Source organism: Actinomadura sp. SCN-SB (assembly GCF_043906805.1).
In the GTDB taxonomy this organism is placed as follows: domain Bacteria; phylum Actinomycetota; class Actinomycetes; order Streptosporangiales; family Streptosporangiaceae; genus Spirillospora.
Genome location: NZ_JBIMPP010000006.1, coordinates 143,040 through 163,676, shown reverse-complemented (window position 1 = coordinate 163,676; position 20,637 = coordinate 143,040). Strand labels below are relative to the sequence as shown.

The window sequence follows — 20,637 nt, the reverse complement described above, 5'->3', positions numbered from 1 at the left end:
CGACAGCACAGAAAGGGGCCTCCTCACATGACCCTCTCGCCGCTCGACGACTACCCGATCCACCAGGCCCCCGAGGTGATGCGGCACGTCACCACCTCCGACCGCAACTTCTACGATCGGTACTACTTCAACCTGCACGGCTGCTCCGACGAGCTGATGCTGATCGTCGGGCTCGGGCAGTACCCGAACCTGGGCGTGATGGACGCCTTCGCGCTGGTCCGCAGAGGTCCCGCGCACAAGGTCGTGCGGGCCTCGCGGGAGCTGGGACTGGACCGGATGGACACCAGGGTCGGGCCGTTCCGGGTGGAGGTCGTCGAGGGCCTGCGGCGGCTGCGGGTCGTCCTGGACGACAACGAGCACGGGCTGTCGTTCGACCTGGACTGGGAAGGCGCCATCCCGGCCCGGCTTGAACCGCCGCACTACCTGCGCTGGCAGGAGCGGGTGATGTTCGACTCGCGGCGGCTGGCGCAGACCGGCCGCTGGTCCGGGACGATCACGGTGGACGGCGAGCGGATCGACGTCACGCCGGACCGGTGGTGGGGGTCGCGGGACCGGTCCTGGGGCATCCGCCCGGTCGGCGAGCCCGAGCCGCCCGGCATCCAGTCCAAGAACGCGAGGACGTTCTACTGGCTCTACGCGCCCATGCAGTTCGAGGACCACGCGATCCTGTGCATCGTCCAGGAGGACGAGAAGGGCCGGAGGCTGCTCGAAGAGGCGACGCGGGTGTGGCAGGACGAGTCACGCGAGCCCGAGTACCTGGGGCGTCCCGAGTACCGCCCGGTCTATGTGGACGGCACGCGGGAGGTCAGCACGGCCACGATCGGATTCAGCCCTCCCGGCGGGCGTCCGTTCGCGGTACGGGCCACGCCGATCCTGCCCGTCCACATGATGGTGGGCACCGGGTACGGGTTGGAGCCCGACTGGAGGCACGGCATGTACCAGGGGCCCGACCTCAAGGTGCAGGGCGTCTCGTACGACACGCGCAAGGAGGAGGACGCGGCCCGCATGTGGGGGATGGTGGACGCGGTGGGACGTTACGAGTACCTGGACGGCGCCGCGCCGACGTCCCACGACACGGGCTACGGGCTGTACGAGTACTGGGCGCTGGGCCCGCATCCCTCGTTCGGGGATTGAGGGGGTGGCCCGGCTCACCGCCCGGCCATCGTGGTCACCCACAGCAGGCCGAGGCCGAACGCGACCGTGGTGAGCACCAGGAACCCCGCGATCACGGCGCAGGCCAGCCCGCGCGGCTGGTCGCGCCACGTCCCGTAGTGGTCGCGCACCTGCCGGTCCAGCTCCTCCCGCGAGGGCGGGCCGGCGGGGTCACTGGACGCGTGCGGCTCGTGCGGCTCTCCCGGCCCGGACGAGGATGTCACATGGCCCAGTCTCCCAGAGAGAAGCCGGGCCGACATGCGAAGACCGGGACACCGGCCACCTGGCCGGAGGGCCGGCGTCCCGGTCCGGTCTCGCCTGGTCCGGCGCCCGTCAGACGCCCGGAGGCCCCCCGGCGACCTCGGCGATGGTGAACGCCACGTCGCCCTGCGGATCGACCTGGGCGTCCAGGGTCTTGTCGTCGAGCATCAGGGCGACGGCCGGTGCGAGGTAGACGCGGGCCCCCTCGGACTCCACGATCTGGTCCCCCGCCTCGGGCGCCGGGGCGACCGACAGCCGCAGCGCGTCGGAACCGTCGGCCCCGGACTCGATGCGGATGCCGGTCTCGGGCGGCATCTCGGGGTTGGCCGTCACGGTGCGGATCACCTGCACGGCGCCGCTGGTCAGGGTGAGCACTATCGGCTCCTCGTTCCTAGGGTGCAGTTCCCGGACCCCTCGGGCGGAGAGCCACGTGTCCCCGCCGCCCGGTGAACCCGTTCGCCCCACCCTCCCCGGGCCCGGAGCCGGTAAACCTCGATCCACGAGAAATCATGGAACGACCCGTGAACGGCCCGTCCCGGTGTGTGACCGCACCGGGCTCGGCAAAACCGCCGTTATCAGGCGCCGGGCGCGAGCGCGCGCACCGCCTCGGCCAGGGAGAGCCCGCCGCCGCGGACGATCGCCAGCACCGGCGTGGTGAGCCCGTTGGCCACGTACTCACGGATGCGGGCACGGCACGCCTCCGGCGGGCCGTGCACGATCAGGTCGTCCACGACCTCGTCGGGGATCACCTCAAGGGCCTTCTTGCGGTCGCCGGCGGCCCACGCCTCGTTCATCGGGCGCAGCGCCTCGCCGCGGCCGAGCCACTGATGGAACGCCTGGTACACGGGCACGTTCATATACGCGGCGATCATCCACCGGCCGATCGACCTGGCCTCCTCGGCGTCCCCGGTGGGGCAGACGAACAGGCGGGCGATCAGCTCGGGCTCCTCGCCCAGCACGCCCCGTACCGTCCTGACGTCCCTGGGCGCCAGCCAGTTGGTGATCGCGCCGTCCGCCTCGCGGGCCGCCAGCCGGAGCATGCCGGGACGCAGCGCCGCCAGCACGATCGGCGGCGGCGTCCCGGGCACCCCGTCGATCTTGAAGCCGCGCACGGCGAAGGTCTCGTACTCCTCGGTGACCTTCTCCCCCGCCAGCGCCCTGCGGAGGAAGCGGAGGGTGTCGCGGGTGCGCTTGTAGGGCTCCGTGAACGGGATGCCGTTCCAGCGTTCGACGATGGTGTCGGAGGAGGTGCCGATGCCCAGCACGAACCGTCCCGGCGCGAGGTTCGCCAGGGTGGCGGCCTGCTGGGCGAGCAGTGCGGGACCGCGCGTGTAGACGGGCACGATCGCGGGGCCCAGGCGCAGCTCGGGCGCCCACTGCGAGGCCAGCGCCAGCGGTGTGAAGGCGTCGCTGCCGTTGGTCTCCGCGGACCAGGCGTCGGTGTAGCCGAGCCCCGGCAACGCTTCGATGATCTCTCGCTGTTCCGGCAGCGACACTCCGGTCAGCGGCACGGTCATTCCCCAGCGGTTCATGGGCATGCTCCTAACGCCGTGCGCTCACGCGATCGAAGGACGGATGGTCGCGCCGCCGTCCACCACCAGGGTCTGCCCGGTCATCCAGGACGCGGTCTCGCCGGCCAGGAACACCGCGGCGCCGGCGATGTCCTCCGGCTCACCCAGCCGTCCCAGCGGCATGTGCTTGCCGATCTGCTCCTCGTTGTTCTCCCACAGCGCGCGGGCCAGGGCCGTCTTGACGAGGCCGGGCGCGATGCAGTTGACCCGGACGCGGGGGGCGAGCTCCATCGCGAACTGGCGGGTCAGGTGGATGACCGCGGCCTTGGTCGTGTTGTAGTAGCCGATGCCGTGCTCGGTGATCATGCCGCCGATGGAGGCGATGTTGATGATCGAGCCGCCGCGCTCCCGCATCGACCGCTTCCAGGCGAGCTGCGTCCACAGCACCACCGCGAACTGGTTGACCTGGACGGTCTTCTCGGCCGCCGCGGGCGTGATGTCGACCATGGGCCCGAAGTGCGGGCTGGTCCCGGCGTTGTTGACCAGCACGTCCACGGCGCCGAAGGTGTCCACGGCGGCCTCCACGCAGGCCGCGGCGGCGTCCGCGTCGCCGACATGGGCGGCCTTGGCCAGCACCCCCACCCCGGGGTGGGCGGCCTCGATCTCCTTGGCCACCGCGTCGAGGCCCTCCTGCTTCCGGGAGGACAGCACGACGTTCGCGCCTTCGGCCGCCAGCGCGAACGCGATCGCCTTGCCGATGCCCCGGGAGGCCCCCGTGATGAGGGCGGTCTTGCCCTCCAGTCCAGTCCGCATGCGCACTCCTTGCCCGATGAGCACTGCCCGATGAGCAGAATCCCGCTCGGCTCACTGTACCGAAGTGACTGACGCGTCAGTTAGGTAGGGCGGAGGAATGGCGAGATGTCCGGACCTGTCTTGATTTGAACGTGCGCTTGGTTGGTATGCTGCGGACGTCGGCGGCGCGGTCCCGGAGGTGGCGATTGAGCACGATCAAGGAACGGCGGCCCGCGGTGGACGGCTGGTTCTCCACCGGGTCCGGCGGAGAGGGCGTCCGGCTCCTGGGGACACGATGCACGTCCTGCGGCACGCCGTACTTCCCCCGCAACGACCTCGCCTGCCGCAACCCCGGCTGCACGGGCCCCAAGGACGGCTCGGAACTGGAGGACTACGCCTTCTCCAACCGGGGCCGCGTCTGGTCCTACGCCGACGCCCGCTACAAGCCACCGCCCCCGTACGTCGCGGCCGAGCCGTTCCGCCCCTACGCGGTGGCGGCCGTCGAGCTCGAAACCGAACGGATGGTGGTCCTCGGCCAGGTCGTCCCGGAGGTGGGCGTCGCCGACCTTGAGGTGGGCATGGAGGTCGAGCTGACCGAGGGCACGCTCTACGAGGACGACGACGCCGAGTACACCGTCTGGATGTGGAGGCCCGTGAAATGACCCGGCGAGCGGAGCGAGCCGAATGAGCACTGACATCGCCGTCCTGGGCGCCGGGATGCATCCGTGGGGCAAGTGGGGGCGCGACTTCGTCGAGTACGGGCTCGCCGCGGCACGGGCGGCGCTGGCGGACGCCGGGCTGTCCTGGCCCGAGATCCAGTACGTGGCGGGCGCCGACACCATCCGCAACGGGTACCCGGGGTTCATCGCCGGCGCCACGTTCGCGCAGGCGCTGGGCTGGTCGGGCGCCCGGATCTCCAGCAGCTACGCGGCCTGCGCGTCCGGAGCGCAGGCGATCAACGCGGCGCGCGCGCAGATCCTCGCCGGGCTGTGCGACGTCGCCCTGGTAGTGGGCGCGGACGCGGCGCCCAAGGGCTTCTTCAAACCCGTCGGCGGCGACCGTCCCAATGACCCCGACTGGCTGCGGTTCCGCCTGCTCGGCGCCACCAACCCGATCTACTTCGCCCTGTACGCGCGGCGCCGCATGGCCATGTACGGGGCCACGCTGGACGACTTCGCGGCCGTGAAGGTCAAGAACGCCAGGCACGGCATGGCCAACCCCAACGCGCGCTACCGCAAGGAAGTGACCCTTGAGGACGTGCGCGAGTCCGCGGTCGTGGCCGACCCGCTGCGGCTCCTGGACATCTGCGCCACCAGCGACGGCGGAGCCGCGCTGGTGCTGTCGTCCATGGAGTTCGCGCGTGCCCGCGGCGTCCGGAATCCGGTCCGGGTCGCCGGACTCTCGACGGTCACCCCGACCTTCCCCAAGACCGTCCTCGACCTGCCGGATTTCGCGACCGACTCGGCCATGGCGGTGGAACCGCCCGACGTGCCGTTCCGCTCCGCCATCGCACGGGCCGCCTACGAGGAGGCGGGCCTCGGCCCCGACGACCTGTCCCTCGCCGAGGTGTACGACCTGTCCACCGCCCTCGAACTGGACTGGTACGAGGACATCGGGCTGTGCGAGCCGGGCGGCGCGGAAGACCTGCTGCGCTCCGGCGACACCGCCCTGGGCGGGCGCATCCCGGTGAACCCCTCGGGCGGGCTCGCCTCGTTCGGCGAGGCGATACCCGCCCAGGCGATCGCGCAGGTCTGCGAGCTGACCTGGCAACTCCGCGGCCAGGCCGAAGGCCGCCAAGTCGAGAACGCCCGCACCGGCATAGCCGTAAACCAGGGCCTCTTCGGCCACGGCTCCGCCATCGTCACCGTCCGGTAGAGGAGGCGGCCTCCTGGGCCACCCGCTTGGCCCAGCGGTAGTCGGCCTTGCCGGCTGGGGAGCGTTGCATTTCCTCCACGAACGCGTAGCTGCGCGGGACCTTGTAGCCGGACAGGTGCTCGCGGCAGTGGGCGTCCAGGTCCTCGGTGGACGGGATGTCGCCGTGCGGCTGGACGACGGCGGCCACGCGGTGACCGAAGCGCTCGTCGGGGATGCCCGTCACGACGGCGTCGAACACCGACGGATGGCCCTTCAGGACGGCCTCGACCTCCTCGGGGAAGACCTTCTCGCCCCCGGTGTTGATGGCCTGCGAGCCGCGCCCGTACACCGCGATGCTGCCGTCCTCGTCGACCGTGGCGATGTCGCCGGTGAGCAGCCAGCGCACCCCGTCCGCCGCCACGGGGAACGTCTTGGCCGTCTTCTCCGGGTCGTTGTAGTAGCCGCTGGCGATGTAACCCGTGCGGGCGACCTGGCCGATGACCCCCGAGCCCGGCTTGACCGGCTGCAACGCGTCGTCCAGCACGGCCACGTCCTCGACGTCGGGCGCGAAGCGCAGGCCCTTCTCCGGCGTGGACCCGGCCACGGCCTCGGCCGTGGAGCCCGACTCGGTGGAGCCGAACCGGTCCATGATGATGACGTTCGGCAGCGCCGCCGCCAGGCGGTCGCGGACCGTGCCGGTGAGGATGGCGCCGGTCGAGGCCAGCGTGATCAGCGAGGACAGGTCGTAGGAGCCGCCCCGCTCCAGCTCCTCCACCATCGGGATCGCCATCGCGTCGCCGGTGATGGTCATCGAGTTGACCTTCTCGCGTTCCACGGCGCGCCACACCTCGGCGGCGTCGAACCTGCGCACGTACACGAGGGTCGCGCCGATGAACCAGCCGATCCACGTGCCGAGCTGGGCCGCGCCGTGCATCAGCGGCGCGGCGGCCATCATCACGAGCGGACCCGAGTCGCGCGCGTTGTCCACCACGTCCTGCGGGACGCCGGGCCGAGGCAGCGCCGGGTTCCAGAAGCCGAACAGCAGGTTCTTCAGGGTCCACATCACGCCCTTGGGCATGCCGGTGGTCCCGCCGGTGTAGATGATGTAGGTGTCGTCCTCGGACCGCGGCCCGAAGCCCCGGGTGTCCGGCTGCCCCGCCAGGGCCTCCTCGTAGGTGACCGCGCCGGGGATCGACGACTCACCGCCCACCACGATGTAGTGGCGCAGGCCCGGCACCTCGGGCACGGTCTCCGCCACCCGCTCGTCGAACTCGGCGTCGTACAGCAGCGCCACGCTGTCGGAGTCGCGGTACAGGTACAGCAGCTCGCTCTTGACGTACCGGTAGTTGACGTTGATCGGCACCGCCCGGATCTTCAGCGTGGCCAGCAGCGCGATCGCGTACTCGACACAGTTGTACATCTGCATGGCGACGTGCCGGCCGGGCTCCACGCCGACCGATTCCAGGTGGTGCGCGAGCCGGTTGGCCTCCGCGTCCAGCTCGGCGTAGGTGAGCCGCCGGTCGCCGCAGACCAGCGCGACGCGGTCCCCGACCGCGTCGGCGACTCCCTCGAAGAGATCGGCGTGGTTGAACTCCATCGGAATCGCCTCCGGAGATCAGGGGTGGGTTTCGGGGTCTTCCGTCAGGGCCGGTCCGAGCCGACGATCCACATCGCGAAGAACTGGGAGCCGCCGCCGTAGGCGTGGCCGAGCGCGCGGCGCGCGCCGTCCACCTGGTGCTCCCCGGCGAGCCCGCGCACCTGGAGCGCCGCCTCGGCGAACCGGATCATCCCCGAGGCGCCGATCGGGTTGGACGACAGCACGCCGCCCGAGGCGTTCCAGGGAATGTCCCCGTCCAGCGCGGTCGCGCCCGCCTCGGTCAGTTTCCAGCCCTCGCCCTCACCGCAGAACCCCAGGTTCTCCAGCCACATCGGCTCGTACCAGGAGAACGGCACGTACACCTCGGCGCAGTCCAGCTCGCGGCGCGGATCGGTGATGCCCGCCTGCCGGTACACGTCCGCCGCGCAGTCCTGGCCCGCCCGCGGGCTGACGGTGTCGCGTCCCGCGAAGGCGATCGGCTCGGAGCGCATCGCGGTGCCGTGCACCCACGCGGGCCTGTTCGGGGCCTTGCGCGCCGCGTCCCCGGACGCCAGCACCATCGCGCAGGCGCCGTCGGAGGACGGGCACGTCTCCAGGTAGCGGATCGGCTCCCACAGCATCGGCGTCGACTCGACCATCTCGCGGGAGATACCGGGGATCTTCAGATGCGCGTACGGGTTCTTCAGCGCGTTCCGCCGGTCCTTGACGGCGACCAGCATCCCGATGTGGTCGGGGGCGCCGGAGCGGCGCATGTACGCGCGGATGTGCGGCGCGAAGTACCCGCCCGCCCCGACGACCAGGGACGTGGAGAACGGCGAGCCGACGGTCAGCGCCCAGGTGGCGTTGGACTCCGACTGCTTCTCCCACGCCACGGTCAGCACCCGGTCGTGCACCCCGCCCTGGATCAGGCTCGCCGCCACGATCGCGGTCGACCCGCCCACCGAGCCCGCCGTGTGCACCCGCATGATCGGCTTGCCGGCGGCGCCCAGCGCGTCGGCCAGGTACGCCTCGGGCATCATCACGCCCTCGAACAGGTCGGGCGCCTTCCCGATCACGACCGCGTCGATGGCGGCCCAGGTCAGACCGGCGTCGTCGAGCGCCCGTACCGCCGCCTCCCGCAGCAGCCCGGCCATCGACACGTCCAGCCGCTTGGTCTTGTAGGCGGTCTGCCCGACGCCGATGACCGCGCACGGGTTACCCATCAGTCTCCTCCCGAGAGGACGCAGACCAGGTTCTGCTGGAGGCACGGACCGCCCGAGGCGTGACCGAGCGTCCGGGTGGCCGAGCCGTCGTGGATACGGGACGCGGCCTCGCCGATGCGGACCAGCCCGGCGGCCATCACCGGGTTGGCCGACAGCGCCCCGCCGGACGGGTTGACCGTGACGTCGTCGCCGAGCCCCAGCGCCTCCCGCAGGATCAGCTCCTCGTGCGTGAACTGCGCGTGCAGCTCGGCCACCTCGATCCCGGCGGCGCCCGCCTTCTCCGCGGCGAGCCGGGCCGCCTCCGAACGGGACAGGTCGCGGGCGCCCGGCGAGTGCGGCTCGCCGCGATGGTCGATGCCGCGAATCCACGCGGGCCGTTCGCACAGCTCGCGCGCCCTGTCACCGGCCGCGAGCACCACCGCGGCGGCGCCGTCGGTGATCGGCGCGATGTCGTACGGGCGCAGCGGCGCGACGTCGTAGTCCTCGTCCGCGTCCGGTTCGGGCAGGTCGAGGGCGTACGGGTTGCCGCGTCCGGCGGCGCGGGACCTGGCCGCCACGGCGCGCAGGTCGTCCTCCTTGGCGCCCGACCGCTCCAGGTACGCGCGGGCCTGCAACGCGGCCAGCGACACCTGGTCGACGCCGAGCGGCGCCAGGTAGTACGGGTCGAGCTGCAACGTCATGATCTCGCGCAGCACGCCCTGCGAGGGCTTGCCGAACCCGTACACCAGCGCGGTGTCGACGTCGCCGTGCAGCAGCCTCACCCACGCCTCGTACAGGGCCCAGGCCCCGTCCATCTCCACGTGGCTCTCGGAGATCGGCGGCCAGGCCCCCACCGCGTCCAGTCCGGACACGAACGAAAACGGCGCCCCCGCCAGGTAGTCGTTGGAACCGGAGCAGGTGAACCCGAACCGGGTCAGGCCCGTCCGCTCCTTGATCTCGGTGATCACCGGCGCCAGCAGCTCGACCTCCGACAGCCCGGAGTCCTCGGCGGTGTGCCGGGTCTGCGCGAACGCGACGACGGCGATGTCCGTCCGGGTCATCACACGTGGTCCTTGATCTGCTCGAAGGGGACGTCGGGCTCGTCGAGGGGCTCGAACCACTTGATGTTGGCCATGGACTTCTCCCACTCCTCGCGGGGACGCCAGGCCGCCTTCACCCGCATGCCCATCCGCACCCGGTCCGCCGGGATGCCCGCGACCAGGGCGAGCATCGGCATGCCCGCGCCGTCCAGCAGGACGTAGGCGGACACGAACGGCACCTCGGGGGCGCGCGGGTCGGGCAGGTTGTTGACCGCGAAGGTGGTGACCGTGCCGGTGTCGGGCAGCTCCACCTCCTCGGTGGTCGGCACGCCGTCCTTGGAGCACATCCCCTTCATCGGCACGATCACCTGGCCGCACACGCCGCACCGGTGACCGAGGATCCTGCCCTCGGCGATGCCCTCCAGGAACCGCTCCTGCGCCCTCCCGGCGCGCAGCCGGTACTCCACCCGGACCGGCGCGTTGATCATGGTGACCTCGGGCAGGAAGCACTCGATGTCGCCGATCGCCCCCGTCCGCTCGGCCCGCCACTTGGGCCGGACCCGCAGCCCGGTCTTCAGGAAGCGGGGCGGCTTGGCGCCCTCCTCGAACACGCCGAGGTCGAGTGCGTGCAGCAGGGCGGTGTCCGCGCCGTCCGGGCGGACCAGCGCCCACGCGAACGGCCGGTCCAGCGGGTGGCCGCTCAGCGGCCGTCCGACCCACGACCAGGTCTGGACGGTGCCGGCCGGGCCGACCTCGACGAACTCCCCGGTGACCGCCTCGCCGGTGGCCGGGTCGTACTCGGTGGGCGGGACCAGCACCTTCCCGTCCCGTGTCCGCACCCCGACCAGGCGGCCGTCGCGCAGTTCGCTCAGGAACCGCCCGATCACGGGCCCCACCGAGCGGGTGTACCCGCCGGGGAACTCCAGGACGTGGGTGAGGGCGTCAGATGGCACGCTCGTGGTCCTTCCAGTACGGGTCGCGCAGCTTGCGTTTGAGGAGCTTGCCGTTGGGCTCGCGCGGCATCGCCTCGATGAAGTCGATCGACCGTGGCCACTTCATCCTCGCCAGCCGGCCCTCCAGCGACGACAGGATCTCGGCGGCCAGGTCCGGCCCAGGCTCGGCGCCCGCGGCCGGTTCCACGACGGCCTTGATCTGCTCGCCCCACTCCTCGTCGGGGATGCCGAACACGGCCACGTCCGCGACCTTGGGATGCATCACGATCTCGTTCTCGATCTCGGCCGGGTAGATGTTGGCCCCACCGGAGATGATCATGTCGGCCTTGCGGTCGGACAGGAACAGGAAGCCGTCCTCGGTCAGGTAGCCGATGTCGCCGACCGTGAAGTAGTCCTTGAGCCGGTTCCGCTCCGTCTTCTCCCGGTCGCCCTTGTACTCGAACTCGACCCCGGCCATCTTCATGTAGATCGTGCCGGGCGTCCCCGGGGGGACGGGGTCGTTGTTCTCGTCCACGATGAGCAGCTCGCTGATCGGCCACGCCTTGCCGACCGTGCCCGGATGCTCCCGCCAGTCCTGGGGGCTCGCGATCGTCCCGCCGCCCTCGGTGGCCGCGTAGTACTCCCAGATGCAGTCGCCCCACCAGTCGAGCATTTGCCACTTGAGCGGGACGGGACAGGGCGCGGCGGCGTGGATCGCCCACTTCATGGACGACACGTCGTACCGCCTGCGCGTCTCCTCAGGGAGCGACACCAGCCGTTTGAAGTGGGTCGGCACCATGTGCGTGTTGGTGATGGAGTACTTCTCGATGGCGCGGAGGCAGTCCTCGGCGTCCCACCGGTCCATGTAGACGAGGGTGTGGCCCATGTGCAGCGCCGTACCGCCGAACTGGGTGACGGCCGTGTGGTAGTTCGGCGAGGTCACGAGGTGGGCCTGCGGGGATTGCCCGGCGGGCGCCCCCGGCGGGATGCCGAACAGGGTCAGCAGGAAGCTCATCAGCTCGGCGCTGTCGTCGGGGTCGATCCCGGCCAGCGCCCGCCGCACCCCCTTGGGACGGCCGGTCGTCCCGGACGTGTAGTGCATGGTGGCGCCGTTGCCGCGGTCCTCGGGGAGGGTGTCCGGCCGGCCGTCCACCAGTTCCTCGTACGAGCGGAAGCCCTCGACCGCGCCGAACGCGAAGCGGCGGCGGGGGTCGATGCCCGACTCCTCGGCCGCCCGCGCGCCCTCCTCCGCGTACCGGTCGTGGACGAAGAACGCCTTGGCCTCGGAGTCGGCCACGATGTAGCCGATCTCGGGCCCGGTCAGATGCCAGTTGATCGGGGTGTAGTACCAGCCGGCCTGGAGCGCGGCCAGGTACAGCACCAGCCCGTCCACCCCGTTGGGGACGAGACCGCAGATCCCGTCCCCCTTCTCCACGCCCAGCGCGCGCAACCCGTGGACCAGGCGGTTGGCTCGGGAGAGCAGCGCGCCGGCGGTGTGCTCGGTCCCGTCCGGGTCGACGGCGGCGACCCACTCCGGATCGGCCTGCGCCAGCCGCCAAAAGCCCAACGACCCCATGGGTGTCTCCTCGGCGCTCGCGGTGCACCAGCAGGTGCCGGGGCCCAAAGTAGATCACGTTCTCGTTTTGCCGGGCAAGACCTGTTCGCGGCCGAGCACGATCACTAGAATCTGTTCTTGTTTTCATGCCCCCGGGGCGTCACCCGGAGGGGGCCGGAGGAGGAGCGATGGCCGAACGGCTGCCCATCAGCACCGAGCACTGCACCGTCGAGCGGGACGGGCACGTCGTCGTCGTGACGCTGAACCGTCCCGAGGCGCGCAACGCCCTCAGCACGGCGATGCTGGTCGGGATGGCGGACGCGTGGGCCTACATCTCCGCGACGCCCGAGGTGCGCGTCGGCATCCTCACCGGCGCCGGAGGCCACTTCTGCGCGGGCGCGGACCTCAAGGCCATGGGCACGCCCTCGTCCGATCCCCGGGTCCGGGAACGCGCGTCCCAGATCCCCGACTTCCACTGGAAGGGGCTGCTGCGCGACGCGCGCCCGACCAAGCCGCTGATCTCGGCGATCGAGGGCTACGCCGTGGCGGGGGGCACCGAGCTGCTCGTCGGGACCGACCTGCGCGTCGTCGCCGAGGACGCGACCCTGGGCCTGTACGAGGCCAAGCGCGGCCTGTTCCCCATGGGCGGCTCGGCCATCCGCCTCCCCCGCCAGATCGGCTACGCGAACGCCATGGACCTCCTGCTGACCGCCCGCTCGGTCACGCCGTCCGAGGCCCTGGCCATGGGCCTGATCAACACGATCGTCCCCAGCGGCCGGGCCCTGGCCGCCGCGCGCGAGCTGGCCGATCGGATCGCGGCCTGCGGCCCCCTGGCCGTGCAGGCCATCCTGCGCACCTACCGCGAGACCGAGCACCTCCCCGAGGAGGAGGCCCTCAAGGTCTCCGACGAGATCGGCTGGCCGGTGATCGGCTCCGAGGACGCCAAGGAGGGCTCCCGCGCCTTCAAGGAGAAGCGCCCCGCCGTCTTCAAGGGCGAGTAGGGCGGGAAGGCGCACGCCCGGCCGAGGCGGTGCGGCGCCCCCCGGGAGCTACTCCGCCTCGGTGATGGCGTTCAGGCGCTCGATGGCCTCGACGTACTCCTCGATGAGGTCGTAGACGACCTGGGCGGCGGGCTTGACCTGGTTCATGGAGCCCACGATCTGGCCGACCGGGAAGGTGACCAGCTCGCCGTCGCCGGAGCGCGCGATCCGCGGCAGGGCGTCGGCGACCAGCATGAACTGCATCGGCATCGGGAGGGTCCCCGGTGACCTTTCGCTCTCCCACGCCTCCGTCCACGCGGTCTTGAGGAAGCGGGCGGGCTTGCCCGTCCAGGCGCGGGACCTGACGGTGTCGCGGGACGTCGCCTTGAGCAGCTTGGGCAGCGCGCGTTCGGGGGTGTCGGCCTCGTCCACGGTCAGCCAGATGGAGCCCGTCCACACGCCGTCGGCGCCGAGCGCGAGGCCCGCGGCCATCTGGCGGCCGCGGCCGATGCCGCCGGCGGCCAGCACCATGGTGTCCTCGCCGACCGCGTCCACGACCTCGGGGACGAGGACCATCGTGGACACGTCGCCGGTGTGGCCGCCGGCCTCGGTGCCCTGCGCGACGATGATGTCCACGCCCGCCTCGACCTGCTTGCGGGCGTGGCGGGCGTTGGAGGCCAGGCCCGCGACCTTGACGCCGTGCCCGTGCGCCTGCTCGACCACGTCGGCGGGCGGCGGGCCGAGCGCGCTGGCCAGCAGCGCGATCGGGTGCTTGAGCGCGATCTCCACCTGGGGGCGGGCGGTCTGGTCGGTCCAGCCGAGCAGCGCGCGCTGCGCCGACCCCGTGGAGGGCTCGACGCCGTGCTCGGCCAGCAGCTCCTCCAGGAACCGCTTGTGCTCCTCGGGGATCATGGCGCGCAGCTTGCCGAGCATCTCCTCGGCGTCACCGAGGTCGGCGCCCTCGTACTTGGCGGGCATCACCACGTCCACGCCGTAGGGCCTGCCGCCGACATGCTCGTCGATCCACTTGAGCTCGAGCTCCAGCTCCTCGGGGGAGAAGTACAGGGCGCCGAGGACGCCCATGCCGCCGGCGCGGCTCACCGCGGCGACGACATCGCGGCAGTGACTGAACGCGAAGAGGGGGTACTCGATGCCGAATAGCTCGGTGACTCGTGTCCGCACGCCTCGACCCTAGGCCGCCGCCCGGAAAACTGCAACAGGTTCTATTCGGCTCGATGTGAGACCTCGCCGGGTCTGGATAACGGGGTAGAACACGTATCAGCCAGATCGCGAGGACGCGGCGGGCTCGCCGAACCTGCCGTCCGAGCGGCGCGGCGCCGGCGGCCCGGACCGCGCGGAACGCCGGGACCCGAGCGGTCCCGCGACCATGCCCAGCACGAGCAGCGCCACGCCGAGGACGAAGGTCCCGATCGGAACCCAGGAGCGCGCCGCCTCGATCTTCAGCGCGCCGTCGTTCGCGGTGTCCACCAGCGCACGCTCCGACTCGGGCATGGTGACCAGGTCCGCCGAGGCGATCGTCATCCCGCCCCGGCCATCGGGCGTCCGCACGGTGCTGGAGATGGCCTGCCGCTGCCGGACGGGGATCCCGGTGCGCGGGTCCACCCACATCGTGACGGTGGCCGCGGAGTACCGGTCCACCTTCTGGTCCGGCAGCCGCGGGTCCATGCCCAGCATGCGCGCGGGCAGCCTGACCCCGATCGCGCCGGTCCTGGTCTCGGGGACGCGCTGGACGAAGCGGTAGGTCCGGACGCCCCTGACCTCCTCCTCACCCGAGTACCGCATCGGGACCGGCCGCCGGGTCGTCATGTCGAAGAACGGGTAGTCGCGCTTCCGCACGTTCGCGATCGGGAACAGCAGCCCGTACCCCGACATCCGCACGCTCGTGTCGCCGTCCACGTTCGCCCCGCAGCACCGCACCAACCGGGAGGTGCGCCGGTCGAACGCGATCCGGAAACCGGAGACCTGGAGTGGCCTGTCCGGGTTCGCGATGTCGACGACGTCCGTCGTGGAGTCCCAGACCGCGATGTCGTCGTTCCCGCCGTTGGCGCGCACGTCCCCGCGCACGACGCTGGTCGCCCGCAACGTCGCGCCCGACCTGGGCTTGAGCATGGCCGTGTCGAAATAGGTGGCGTTCCTGGCCTCCAGCCGGGTCGTCTGGAACCGGTTCAGCGGCGCCTTCACCACCTGCTCGGCCACGTAGAACCTGACCAGCGGGGCGAGGGTGAGGCAGAACGCGCCCAGGCAGACCATGATCAAGCCGACCGGTCGCCGCATGTCGAAGACCTCCGCGAAGCCGCTGATTCGGCGGGTTACCCTACAGGACCGGCTTTCCGCCTATCTCACCCCGAAAGGGTTGCCGTGCCCTTTGCCGTCCGGTCCCGGCGGGCCAGCCGTCACCAGGGACGCCATCGGCGCCATCAGTGGCCGGCGCTGCTGGCGGTGCTGCTGGCGACCTTCATGGACCTGGTGGACGTGACGATCGTCGGGGTGGCGCTGCGCGAGATCCAGACCGAGCTCGGCGCCTCGTACGCCGCCGGGCAGTGGTTCACCGCCGGGTACGCCCTGGCGTTCGCGCTGCTGCTGGTGGCCGGCGGCCGGCTGGGCGACGTGCACGGGCGGCGCCGGGTCTTCATGCTCGGGGTGACCGGGTTCACCGTGGCCTCCGCCCTCGCCGCGGCGGCGCCGTCCCCGGGCCTGCTGATCGCGGCGCGGGTGGCGCAGGGCGCGTGCGGCGGCGTGATGGTGCCGCAGGTCATGTCGATCATCGCGACGGAGTTCCGCGCCGGGCCGCAGCGCACGCTGGCGCTCTCCCTGTACGGGATCGTGCTGGGCGCGGGACAGGCGGGCGGGCCGGTGCTGGGCGGGCTGCTGCTCAGCGGCGACCTGCCCCTCGGCTGGCGGCTGATCTTCCTGGTCAACCTGCCGGTGGGCGCGATCGCGCTGGCGGGCGCCTGGCGCTGGATGCGCGAGTCCCGCGCCGACCGGCCGCCGCGGCTGGACGTCCCGGGCACGCTGCTGGTCACGCTGGGCTCGCTGCTGCTGGCCTATCCCCTCGTCCAGGGACGGGAACTGGGCTGGCCCGCCTGGACGGTGGTGTCGATGGCCGCGGCGGTGCCCGTCCTGTACGCCTTCGCCCGCCTCCAGCGGCACCGGGCGCGCCGGGGGCTGGCCGTCCTGGTCCCGCCGTCGCTGTTCCGCATCCGGTCCTACACGGCCGGGCTGGCGCTGCTGTTCGTGCTGTTCTGCGGGGTGTCGGGCTACTTCATCGTGCTGACCTGGACGCTGCAGTTCGGGCTCGGCTGGTCGCCGCTGAAGGTCGCGCTGACCGGACTGGCCTGGCCCGCGGGCATCGCCTGCACCGCGCAGCTCACCAACCGGTTCGGCCCGCCGAGGGCACGCGCGCTGGTCACGCTCGGGACGCCGATCATGGCGGCGGGCACCGTCGGGCTGGCCTGGTCGTGGGACGCGAACGGCGCCGCGCTCACCCCCCGTGACCTGGTGCCGTGGATGATCGGCGCCGGGATCGGCATGGGGCTGACCATCCCCATCCTGTCCAACCTGGTGCTCGGCGAGCTGCCCGCGGCGGACGCCGGGGCGGCCTCGGGCGTGCTCAACTCGGTGATCCAGCTCGGCAACGCGATGGGCGTGGCGCTGGCGGGAGTGGTCTTCTTCGGCGGGGCGTCCGGGCTCGCGCCGCCGTCCGCGCCGGCCCCGGAGTACGCGGCCTGGGGTGCCCGCGCCCTGCTGCTCAGCGCCGGCGCCTTCGCCCTGGCCGCGCTGCTGGCGCCGCTGCTACCGCGCCGCGTCGCCCCTGCCGACCCGTGCACGCCGGCCCCGGGCCGGCACGGCAAACCGGACAGTGAACCGGGCAGCGACGAAGACTATCGACTTATAGGTACACATCGGTAATATCCGGCCCACCCATCGCGCCCGGCTCGCCCCGAGCGGAGCGCACGACGCGCGTCAGTCCCGCGAGGTATGCCCATGCCGACGGCCCTTCCCACCCTCCGCCTGGACGATCCGGCGCCGCGGCACAAGGCGACGCTGGCCCGCTCCATCACCCTGCTGAGGGCCTTCCGCAAGGAACAGACCGACCCCGTCTTCTTCTACACCCTGCTCGCGCGGGACACGGTCGAGCAACTCTCCGCCTACACCGATCTGGACGGCGCCACGGTCATCGATGTGGGCGCGGGCGCGGGCTTCCTCGCGCGGGCGTTGCAGGACGCGGGCACCCGCTGCACGCCCATCGACTGCGACCTCCGCGAGATCACCGCGCACGGCGAGCCTCCTCGCAACACCCTCGCGGCGAGCGCGCTGGCGCTGCCCTTCCGCACCTCGTCCGCCGATGTGTGCCTGTCCTCCAACGCCCTCGAACACGTACCGGACCCATGGCGCATGGCCGAGGAGATGGTGCGGGTGGTCCGGCCCGGGGGGATCGTCTACATCTCCTTCACGAACTGGCTGTCCCCTTGGGGAGGGCACGAGACCTCCCCCTGGCACTACCTGGGCGGGCATCGCGCCGCCCGCCGGTACGAGCGCAGGCACGGGCGCCCGCCGAAGAACCGCTTCGGCGACGGCCTCTACGCCGTCTCCGTGGGCGACGCGCTGGCATGGGCCAAGTCCTGCCGCGAGGTGGAGGTGCTGGACGCGATCCCGCGGTACCACCCGCGCTGGGCCGAAGGCGTCGTGCGCATCCCAGGGCTGCGGGAGATCGCCACATGGAACCTGGTCCTCGTCCTGCGCAAGCGACCGGACGCACGAGATGCGTGACCGCCTGCCCCAGATCTCCGGGCATCAGGACTCGCTCGACGGGATACGGGCCATCGCCGCCCTGTCGGTGCTCATCTACCACGTGTCCAGCGCGTCCGGGGTCCTCTACAAACCCGGCACCGCGGGGTGGCTCTTCAACGGCGGCCAGATCGGCGTCCCCGTCTTCTTCACCCTGTCCGGCCTCCTGCTGTACCGGCCGTGGGCCGCCGCCGTCCTGGACGCGCGGCGCGGCGATCCGGGCACGCGCACGTACTTCCGCAAGCGCGCGCTGCGAATCCTGCCCGCCTATTGGGCGCTGGTCATCTGCTTCATGGTCACCGGGGGGCTCAGCCACATCGCCGACCCCGGGACATGGCTGTCACTGCTCACCCTCACCCACACGTACCTGGCCGACCCGTGGTGGGGAAGCCAACTGGGCCCCAAGTACCTCGGTCAGATCTGGAGCCTCTCGGTCGAGGTCGCCTGGTACGTCACGCTGCCCGCCACGGCGTGGGCGCTGGCCTGGTACGCGCGGCGCGGCAGGCGCAGGGGGCCGGAGAGCGAGGTGGGCAAGCGCGCCCGGCGGCTGCTCATCGGCATCGCCGCCTACTCGGGCATCTCGCTCCTCTATGTGGTCTACATGTTCTTCCCCGTGGTGAACCCGCGGATCGGGCTGTGGCTGCCGCATCTCCTCGGCTGGTTCGGGATCGGGATGGCGCTGGCGGTGCTCACCATCTGGGCACGGCTGGAACCGGAGGGCCGGGTCGCGCGGCTGTGCCGGACCGTCGCCGCGTCCTGGGGCGCCTGCTGGACCGGCGCCGCGCTGGTGTACGTGATGGCCTCCACCCCGGTCACCGGCCCGCTGGACCTGGTGACGCTGGACGTGTTCTGGACCGCCCTGATGAACATCGTCCTGAACGGCCTGTGCGCGGCCTTGCTCGTCGCGCCCGTGGCCATGGCGCACGCGGGGCATGCCGAGCTGGGCGCGATCCTCGGCAACCCGGTGATGCGCTTTCTCGGCCGGATCTCCTACAGCGTGTTCCTGTGGCAGATGTTCGTCATCGTCGGCTGGTACGAGTGGACCGGCCGTTTGTTCCGGGGGAATATGCTGACCGATCTTCCTCTGATCCTCGCGGCGACCATCGCAGTCGCGACCGTGAGCCACTACGCGGTGGAGCGTCCGGCTCAGCTCCTCGGCCGTTCCCGGCGGAAGGCTGGGAAGGTACGGAAGGCGCCGGACGCGGGCGGTCCACCGGCGGCCGTGCCCAGCGCAGCTCGATCGACGCTCCCGGATCTCCCCCACCGGCCCGATGCGGACGCCACAGCGCCGCCGAGACCCGAGCCAGGATGACCACGCCGAGCAACTGGGGCACGATGTCGCCAAGGTGGCCGGAGGGCGAGAGCGGGTTGTCCAGCAGCCGCAGCTCGTAGCCGGTGGCCAGGCAGCCCGTACCGGCCACCAGCAGCACGGCGGGCACCCACGGGGAGGCCAGCGGCCGCCGCGCCCACGTCTCCCGCCTCCGGGCCCAGCCGTACACCAGCACCGTTCCCAGCGCGACGGCGAGGCCGGGCACCCCGGCGACCCAGCCGCCCAGGCCCGCCGCCAGCGGGGCCACGGCCCAGCCCGGCAAGCCCGCGGAGGTGCCGATGCCCGCCGACACGGGGGGCCGTGCCCGCGCCCGTCCCGGACGCCATGGCCGGACGGCCACGAGGAACAGCAGCAGGACCAGGCCGAGCCCGATGGCGACCGTGGCGCGCTGCGCGATGTCGGGACGGTAGGTGAGTTCAACGGTCCCGGTGGTTCCGGCCGGGACGACCCAGCCCTGCTTCCAGCCGTCCAGGCGGACCGGCCGCAGTTCCTTACCGCCGACGCGCGCCTCCCACCCGGTGTTGAAGTTCTCGTTCACCACCAGGAAGGAGCGGCGCGAGGCGTCCACCCGGAGCGCGCGCTCGCCCGCGCCCCATCGCAGCACCTGGGCGGGCCGCAGCTCGTCCGCCGCGGACACCGAGGAGAACGTGGACGGCCCCTCCAGCACGGCCGTCTCGATGCGGAAGGGGTCGAACGGCCCGGAGGACAGCCTGTTGGCGCCCGCCGCGAGGGAGACGCTGCGGCAGGCCCGGAAGGTGAGGGGACGACCCTCCAGCAGGTCGCCCATGGTTCCGGTGGCGACGGTGGGCACCATGGCCGAGCCGACGCGCACCTGGGGGCCGAAGCCGCAGTTCAGCTGGAACGGGAAGGTCCGGATGTCCGGGACCGGGCGCACACCCGGCACCTCCAGCTCGCCGACCTGGATCGGGTTCAGCCTGTTACGGGGACGGAACCGCAGCCTGAGCCGGTCGGTGACCATCGGGGCGAAGGACATCCGCCCGTCCGCGTCCGTCACCACCTCGCGCGCCTGGCCGCGGGCGCCCTCGACCAGCACCTCGACGGGACCGCCCGCGCCCGGCGGACGGGTCAGGGTGAGCCTGGAGAGCGTGACCGGCCGCCGCCACCGCACGGCCAGCGTGGGTTCGAGGTCGTCCGGCGCGGCGACCCAGACGGTGCCCTTGTCGCCGTCGAAGGCGGACCTGGCCTGGGCGGCGGGATGGGAGACGTTCGCGGAGGACGCGGCGACGCTGGTCGCCCCGCGGACCTCGGTGTAGCGCGCGATCAGCTTGGGGTCGGTCAGCACGGCCGTGCCCGACAGCTCGGCGCGGCCCGCCGTGGTGGCCGTGAAGGTGCGGTCGAAGCCGTTGTTCTCCTCGTCGCGTGTGCCGAGCGTGTCCGAGCAGACCCAGCGCTGTGCGCCCTTCATGCAGTCCGCCGCCGTGCCCGGGGCCCGGCTCATGACGTAGGAGGCGCCCGCGGTTCCGGCCTTCGGCGCGGGAAGCGTGTAGGTACGGGTCGGCTTGACGCCCCCGATCACCAGCTCCGCGATCGCGGCCCGGGAGAGCGCGCTGTCCGCGCGGGACGCGGCTACGGCGGTGATGCGGATCCGTACCCAGCGCGTCGCGCCGGCCGGGGACCGCAGC

At 72.0% G+C, this 20,637-nt stretch carries 18 protein-coding genes; 7 read left to right on the top strand and 11 right to left on the bottom strand.

Features of this window, described 5'->3' with window-relative positions; all coding sequences use genetic code 11:
• The first annotated feature begins 27 nt into the window (after positions 1–27).
• Positions 28–1,134: a hypothetical protein gene (locus ACGWYJ_RS06180; RefSeq protein ID WP_395104591.1), complete on the top strand. Its 1,107-nt coding sequence runs from the start codon at positions 28–30 to the stop codon at positions 1,132–1,134.
• Between the two features lie 14 nt (positions 1,135–1,148).
• On the opposite strand, the gene ACGWYJ_RS06175 is transcribed toward ACGWYJ_RS06180, so the two are convergent.
• The 4 genes from ACGWYJ_RS06175 to ACGWYJ_RS06160 form a co-directional block, all read right to left on the bottom strand.
• A complete protein-coding gene (locus tag ACGWYJ_RS06175; protein ID WP_395104590.1) occupies positions 1,149–1,376 on the bottom strand; it encodes a hypothetical protein in 228 nt (75 codons plus the stop codon).
• A gap of 109 nt (positions 1,377–1,485) precedes the next feature.
• Entirely contained in the window at positions 1,486–1,788 is a 303-nt protein-coding gene (locus ACGWYJ_RS06170; protein WP_395104589.1) for a Fe-S cluster assembly protein HesB, read from the bottom strand.
• A gap of 200 nt (positions 1,789–1,988) precedes the next feature.
• Complete coding sequence (locus ACGWYJ_RS06165; RefSeq protein ID WP_395104588.1) at positions 1,989–2,945, bottom strand: LLM class F420-dependent oxidoreductase; 957 nt, start codon at positions 2,943–2,945, stop codon at positions 1,989–1,991.
• Between the two features lie 24 nt (positions 2,946–2,969).
• The gene (locus tag ACGWYJ_RS06160) at positions 2,970–3,737 is read right to left on the bottom strand and encodes an SDR family oxidoreductase (protein WP_395104587.1); all 768 of its coding nucleotides are present in this window, start codon (positions 3,735–3,737) and stop codon (positions 2,970–2,972) included.
• A 185-nt stretch (positions 3,738–3,922) separates the two neighbouring features.
• Between ACGWYJ_RS06160 and ACGWYJ_RS06155 the strand changes: the two genes are divergently transcribed.
• Both ACGWYJ_RS06155 and ACGWYJ_RS06150 read left to right on the top strand, forming a co-directional pair.
• On the top strand, positions 3,923–4,378 hold the full coding sequence (locus ACGWYJ_RS06155) for a Zn-ribbon domain-containing OB-fold protein (protein ID WP_285700491.1): 456 nt from the start codon (positions 3,923–3,925) through the stop codon (positions 4,376–4,378).
• 22 nt (positions 4,379–4,400) lie between these two features.
• Positions 4,401–5,591 (top strand): lipid-transfer protein, encoded by a 1,191-nt coding sequence (locus tag ACGWYJ_RS06150; RefSeq protein WP_395104586.1) that lies wholly within the window; start codon positions 4,401–4,403, stop codon positions 5,589–5,591.
• On the opposite strand, the gene ACGWYJ_RS06145 is transcribed toward ACGWYJ_RS06150, so the two are convergent.
• The 5 genes from ACGWYJ_RS06145 to ACGWYJ_RS06125 are packed head-to-tail and all read right to left on the bottom strand — an operon-like array spanning position 5,578 to position 11,896.
• Entirely contained in the window at positions 5,578–7,167 is a 1,590-nt protein-coding gene (locus tag ACGWYJ_RS06145) for an acyl-CoA synthetase (protein WP_395104585.1), read from the bottom strand. The two genes, ACGWYJ_RS06150 and ACGWYJ_RS06145, sit on opposite strands and share 14 nt — an antisense overlap.
• A gap of 44 nt (positions 7,168–7,211) precedes the next feature.
• Entirely contained in the window at positions 7,212–8,369 is a 1,158-nt protein-coding gene (locus ACGWYJ_RS06140; RefSeq protein ID WP_395104584.1) for a thiolase domain-containing protein, read from the bottom strand.
• Entirely contained in the window at positions 8,369–9,409 is a 1,041-nt protein-coding gene (locus ACGWYJ_RS06135) for a thiolase domain-containing protein (protein ID WP_395104583.1), read from the bottom strand. Before ACGWYJ_RS06135 ends, ACGWYJ_RS06140 begins: the two co-directional genes overlap by 1 nt.
• Positions 9,409–10,341 (bottom strand): Zn-ribbon domain-containing OB-fold protein, encoded by a 933-nt coding sequence (locus tag ACGWYJ_RS06130; protein ID WP_395104582.1) that lies wholly within the window; start codon positions 10,339–10,341, stop codon positions 9,409–9,411. The genes ACGWYJ_RS06135 and ACGWYJ_RS06130 overlap by 1 nt, the downstream gene beginning before the upstream one ends.
• Positions 10,331–11,896: an acyl-CoA synthetase gene (locus tag ACGWYJ_RS06125; protein ID WP_395104581.1), complete on the bottom strand. Its 1,566-nt coding sequence runs from the start codon at positions 11,894–11,896 to the stop codon at positions 10,331–10,333. The genes ACGWYJ_RS06130 and ACGWYJ_RS06125 overlap by 11 nt, the downstream gene beginning before the upstream one ends.
• 167 nt (positions 11,897–12,063) lie before the next feature.
• Between ACGWYJ_RS06125 and ACGWYJ_RS06120 the strand changes: the two genes are divergently transcribed.
• Positions 12,064–12,876 carry a crotonase/enoyl-CoA hydratase family protein gene (locus ACGWYJ_RS06120; protein WP_395104580.1) on the top strand — a complete coding sequence of 271 codons (813 nt, stop codon included), beginning with the start codon at positions 12,064–12,066 and terminating at the stop codon, positions 12,874–12,876.
• 48 nt (positions 12,877–12,924) lie between these two features.
• On the opposite strand, the gene ACGWYJ_RS06115 is transcribed toward ACGWYJ_RS06120, so the two are convergent.
• Both ACGWYJ_RS06115 and ACGWYJ_RS06110 read right to left on the bottom strand, forming a co-directional pair.
• Positions 12,925–14,037, bottom strand: a complete 1,113-nt coding sequence (locus tag ACGWYJ_RS06115; protein WP_395104579.1) for an NAD(P)H-dependent flavin oxidoreductase — start codon at positions 14,035–14,037, stop codon at positions 12,925–12,927.
• A 96-nt stretch (positions 14,038–14,133) separates the two neighbouring features.
• Positions 14,134–15,150 (bottom strand): DUF3068 domain-containing protein, encoded by a 1,017-nt coding sequence (locus ACGWYJ_RS06110; RefSeq protein ID WP_395104578.1) that lies wholly within the window; start codon positions 15,148–15,150, stop codon positions 14,134–14,136.
• Positions 15,151–15,234: 84 nt separating this feature from the next.
• Between ACGWYJ_RS06110 and ACGWYJ_RS06105 the strand changes: the two genes are divergently transcribed.
• From ACGWYJ_RS06105 to ACGWYJ_RS06095, 3 genes are all read left to right on the top strand, one after another.
• Entirely contained in the window at positions 15,235–16,785 is a 1,551-nt protein-coding gene (locus tag ACGWYJ_RS06105; RefSeq protein WP_395104577.1) for an MFS transporter, read from the top strand.
• A 75-nt stretch (positions 16,786–16,860) separates the two neighbouring features.
• Positions 16,861–17,646 carry a methyltransferase domain-containing protein gene (locus ACGWYJ_RS06100; RefSeq protein ID WP_395104576.1) on the top strand — a complete coding sequence of 262 codons (786 nt, stop codon included), beginning with the start codon at positions 16,861–16,863 and terminating at the stop codon, positions 17,644–17,646.
• Positions 17,639–18,976, top strand: coding sequence for an acyltransferase family protein (locus tag ACGWYJ_RS06095; protein ID WP_395104575.1), 1,338 nt, complete (start codon positions 17,639–17,641; stop codon positions 18,974–18,976). Before ACGWYJ_RS06100 ends, ACGWYJ_RS06095 begins: the two co-directional genes overlap by 8 nt.
• Positions 18,977–20,637 lie beyond the last annotated feature (1,661 nt).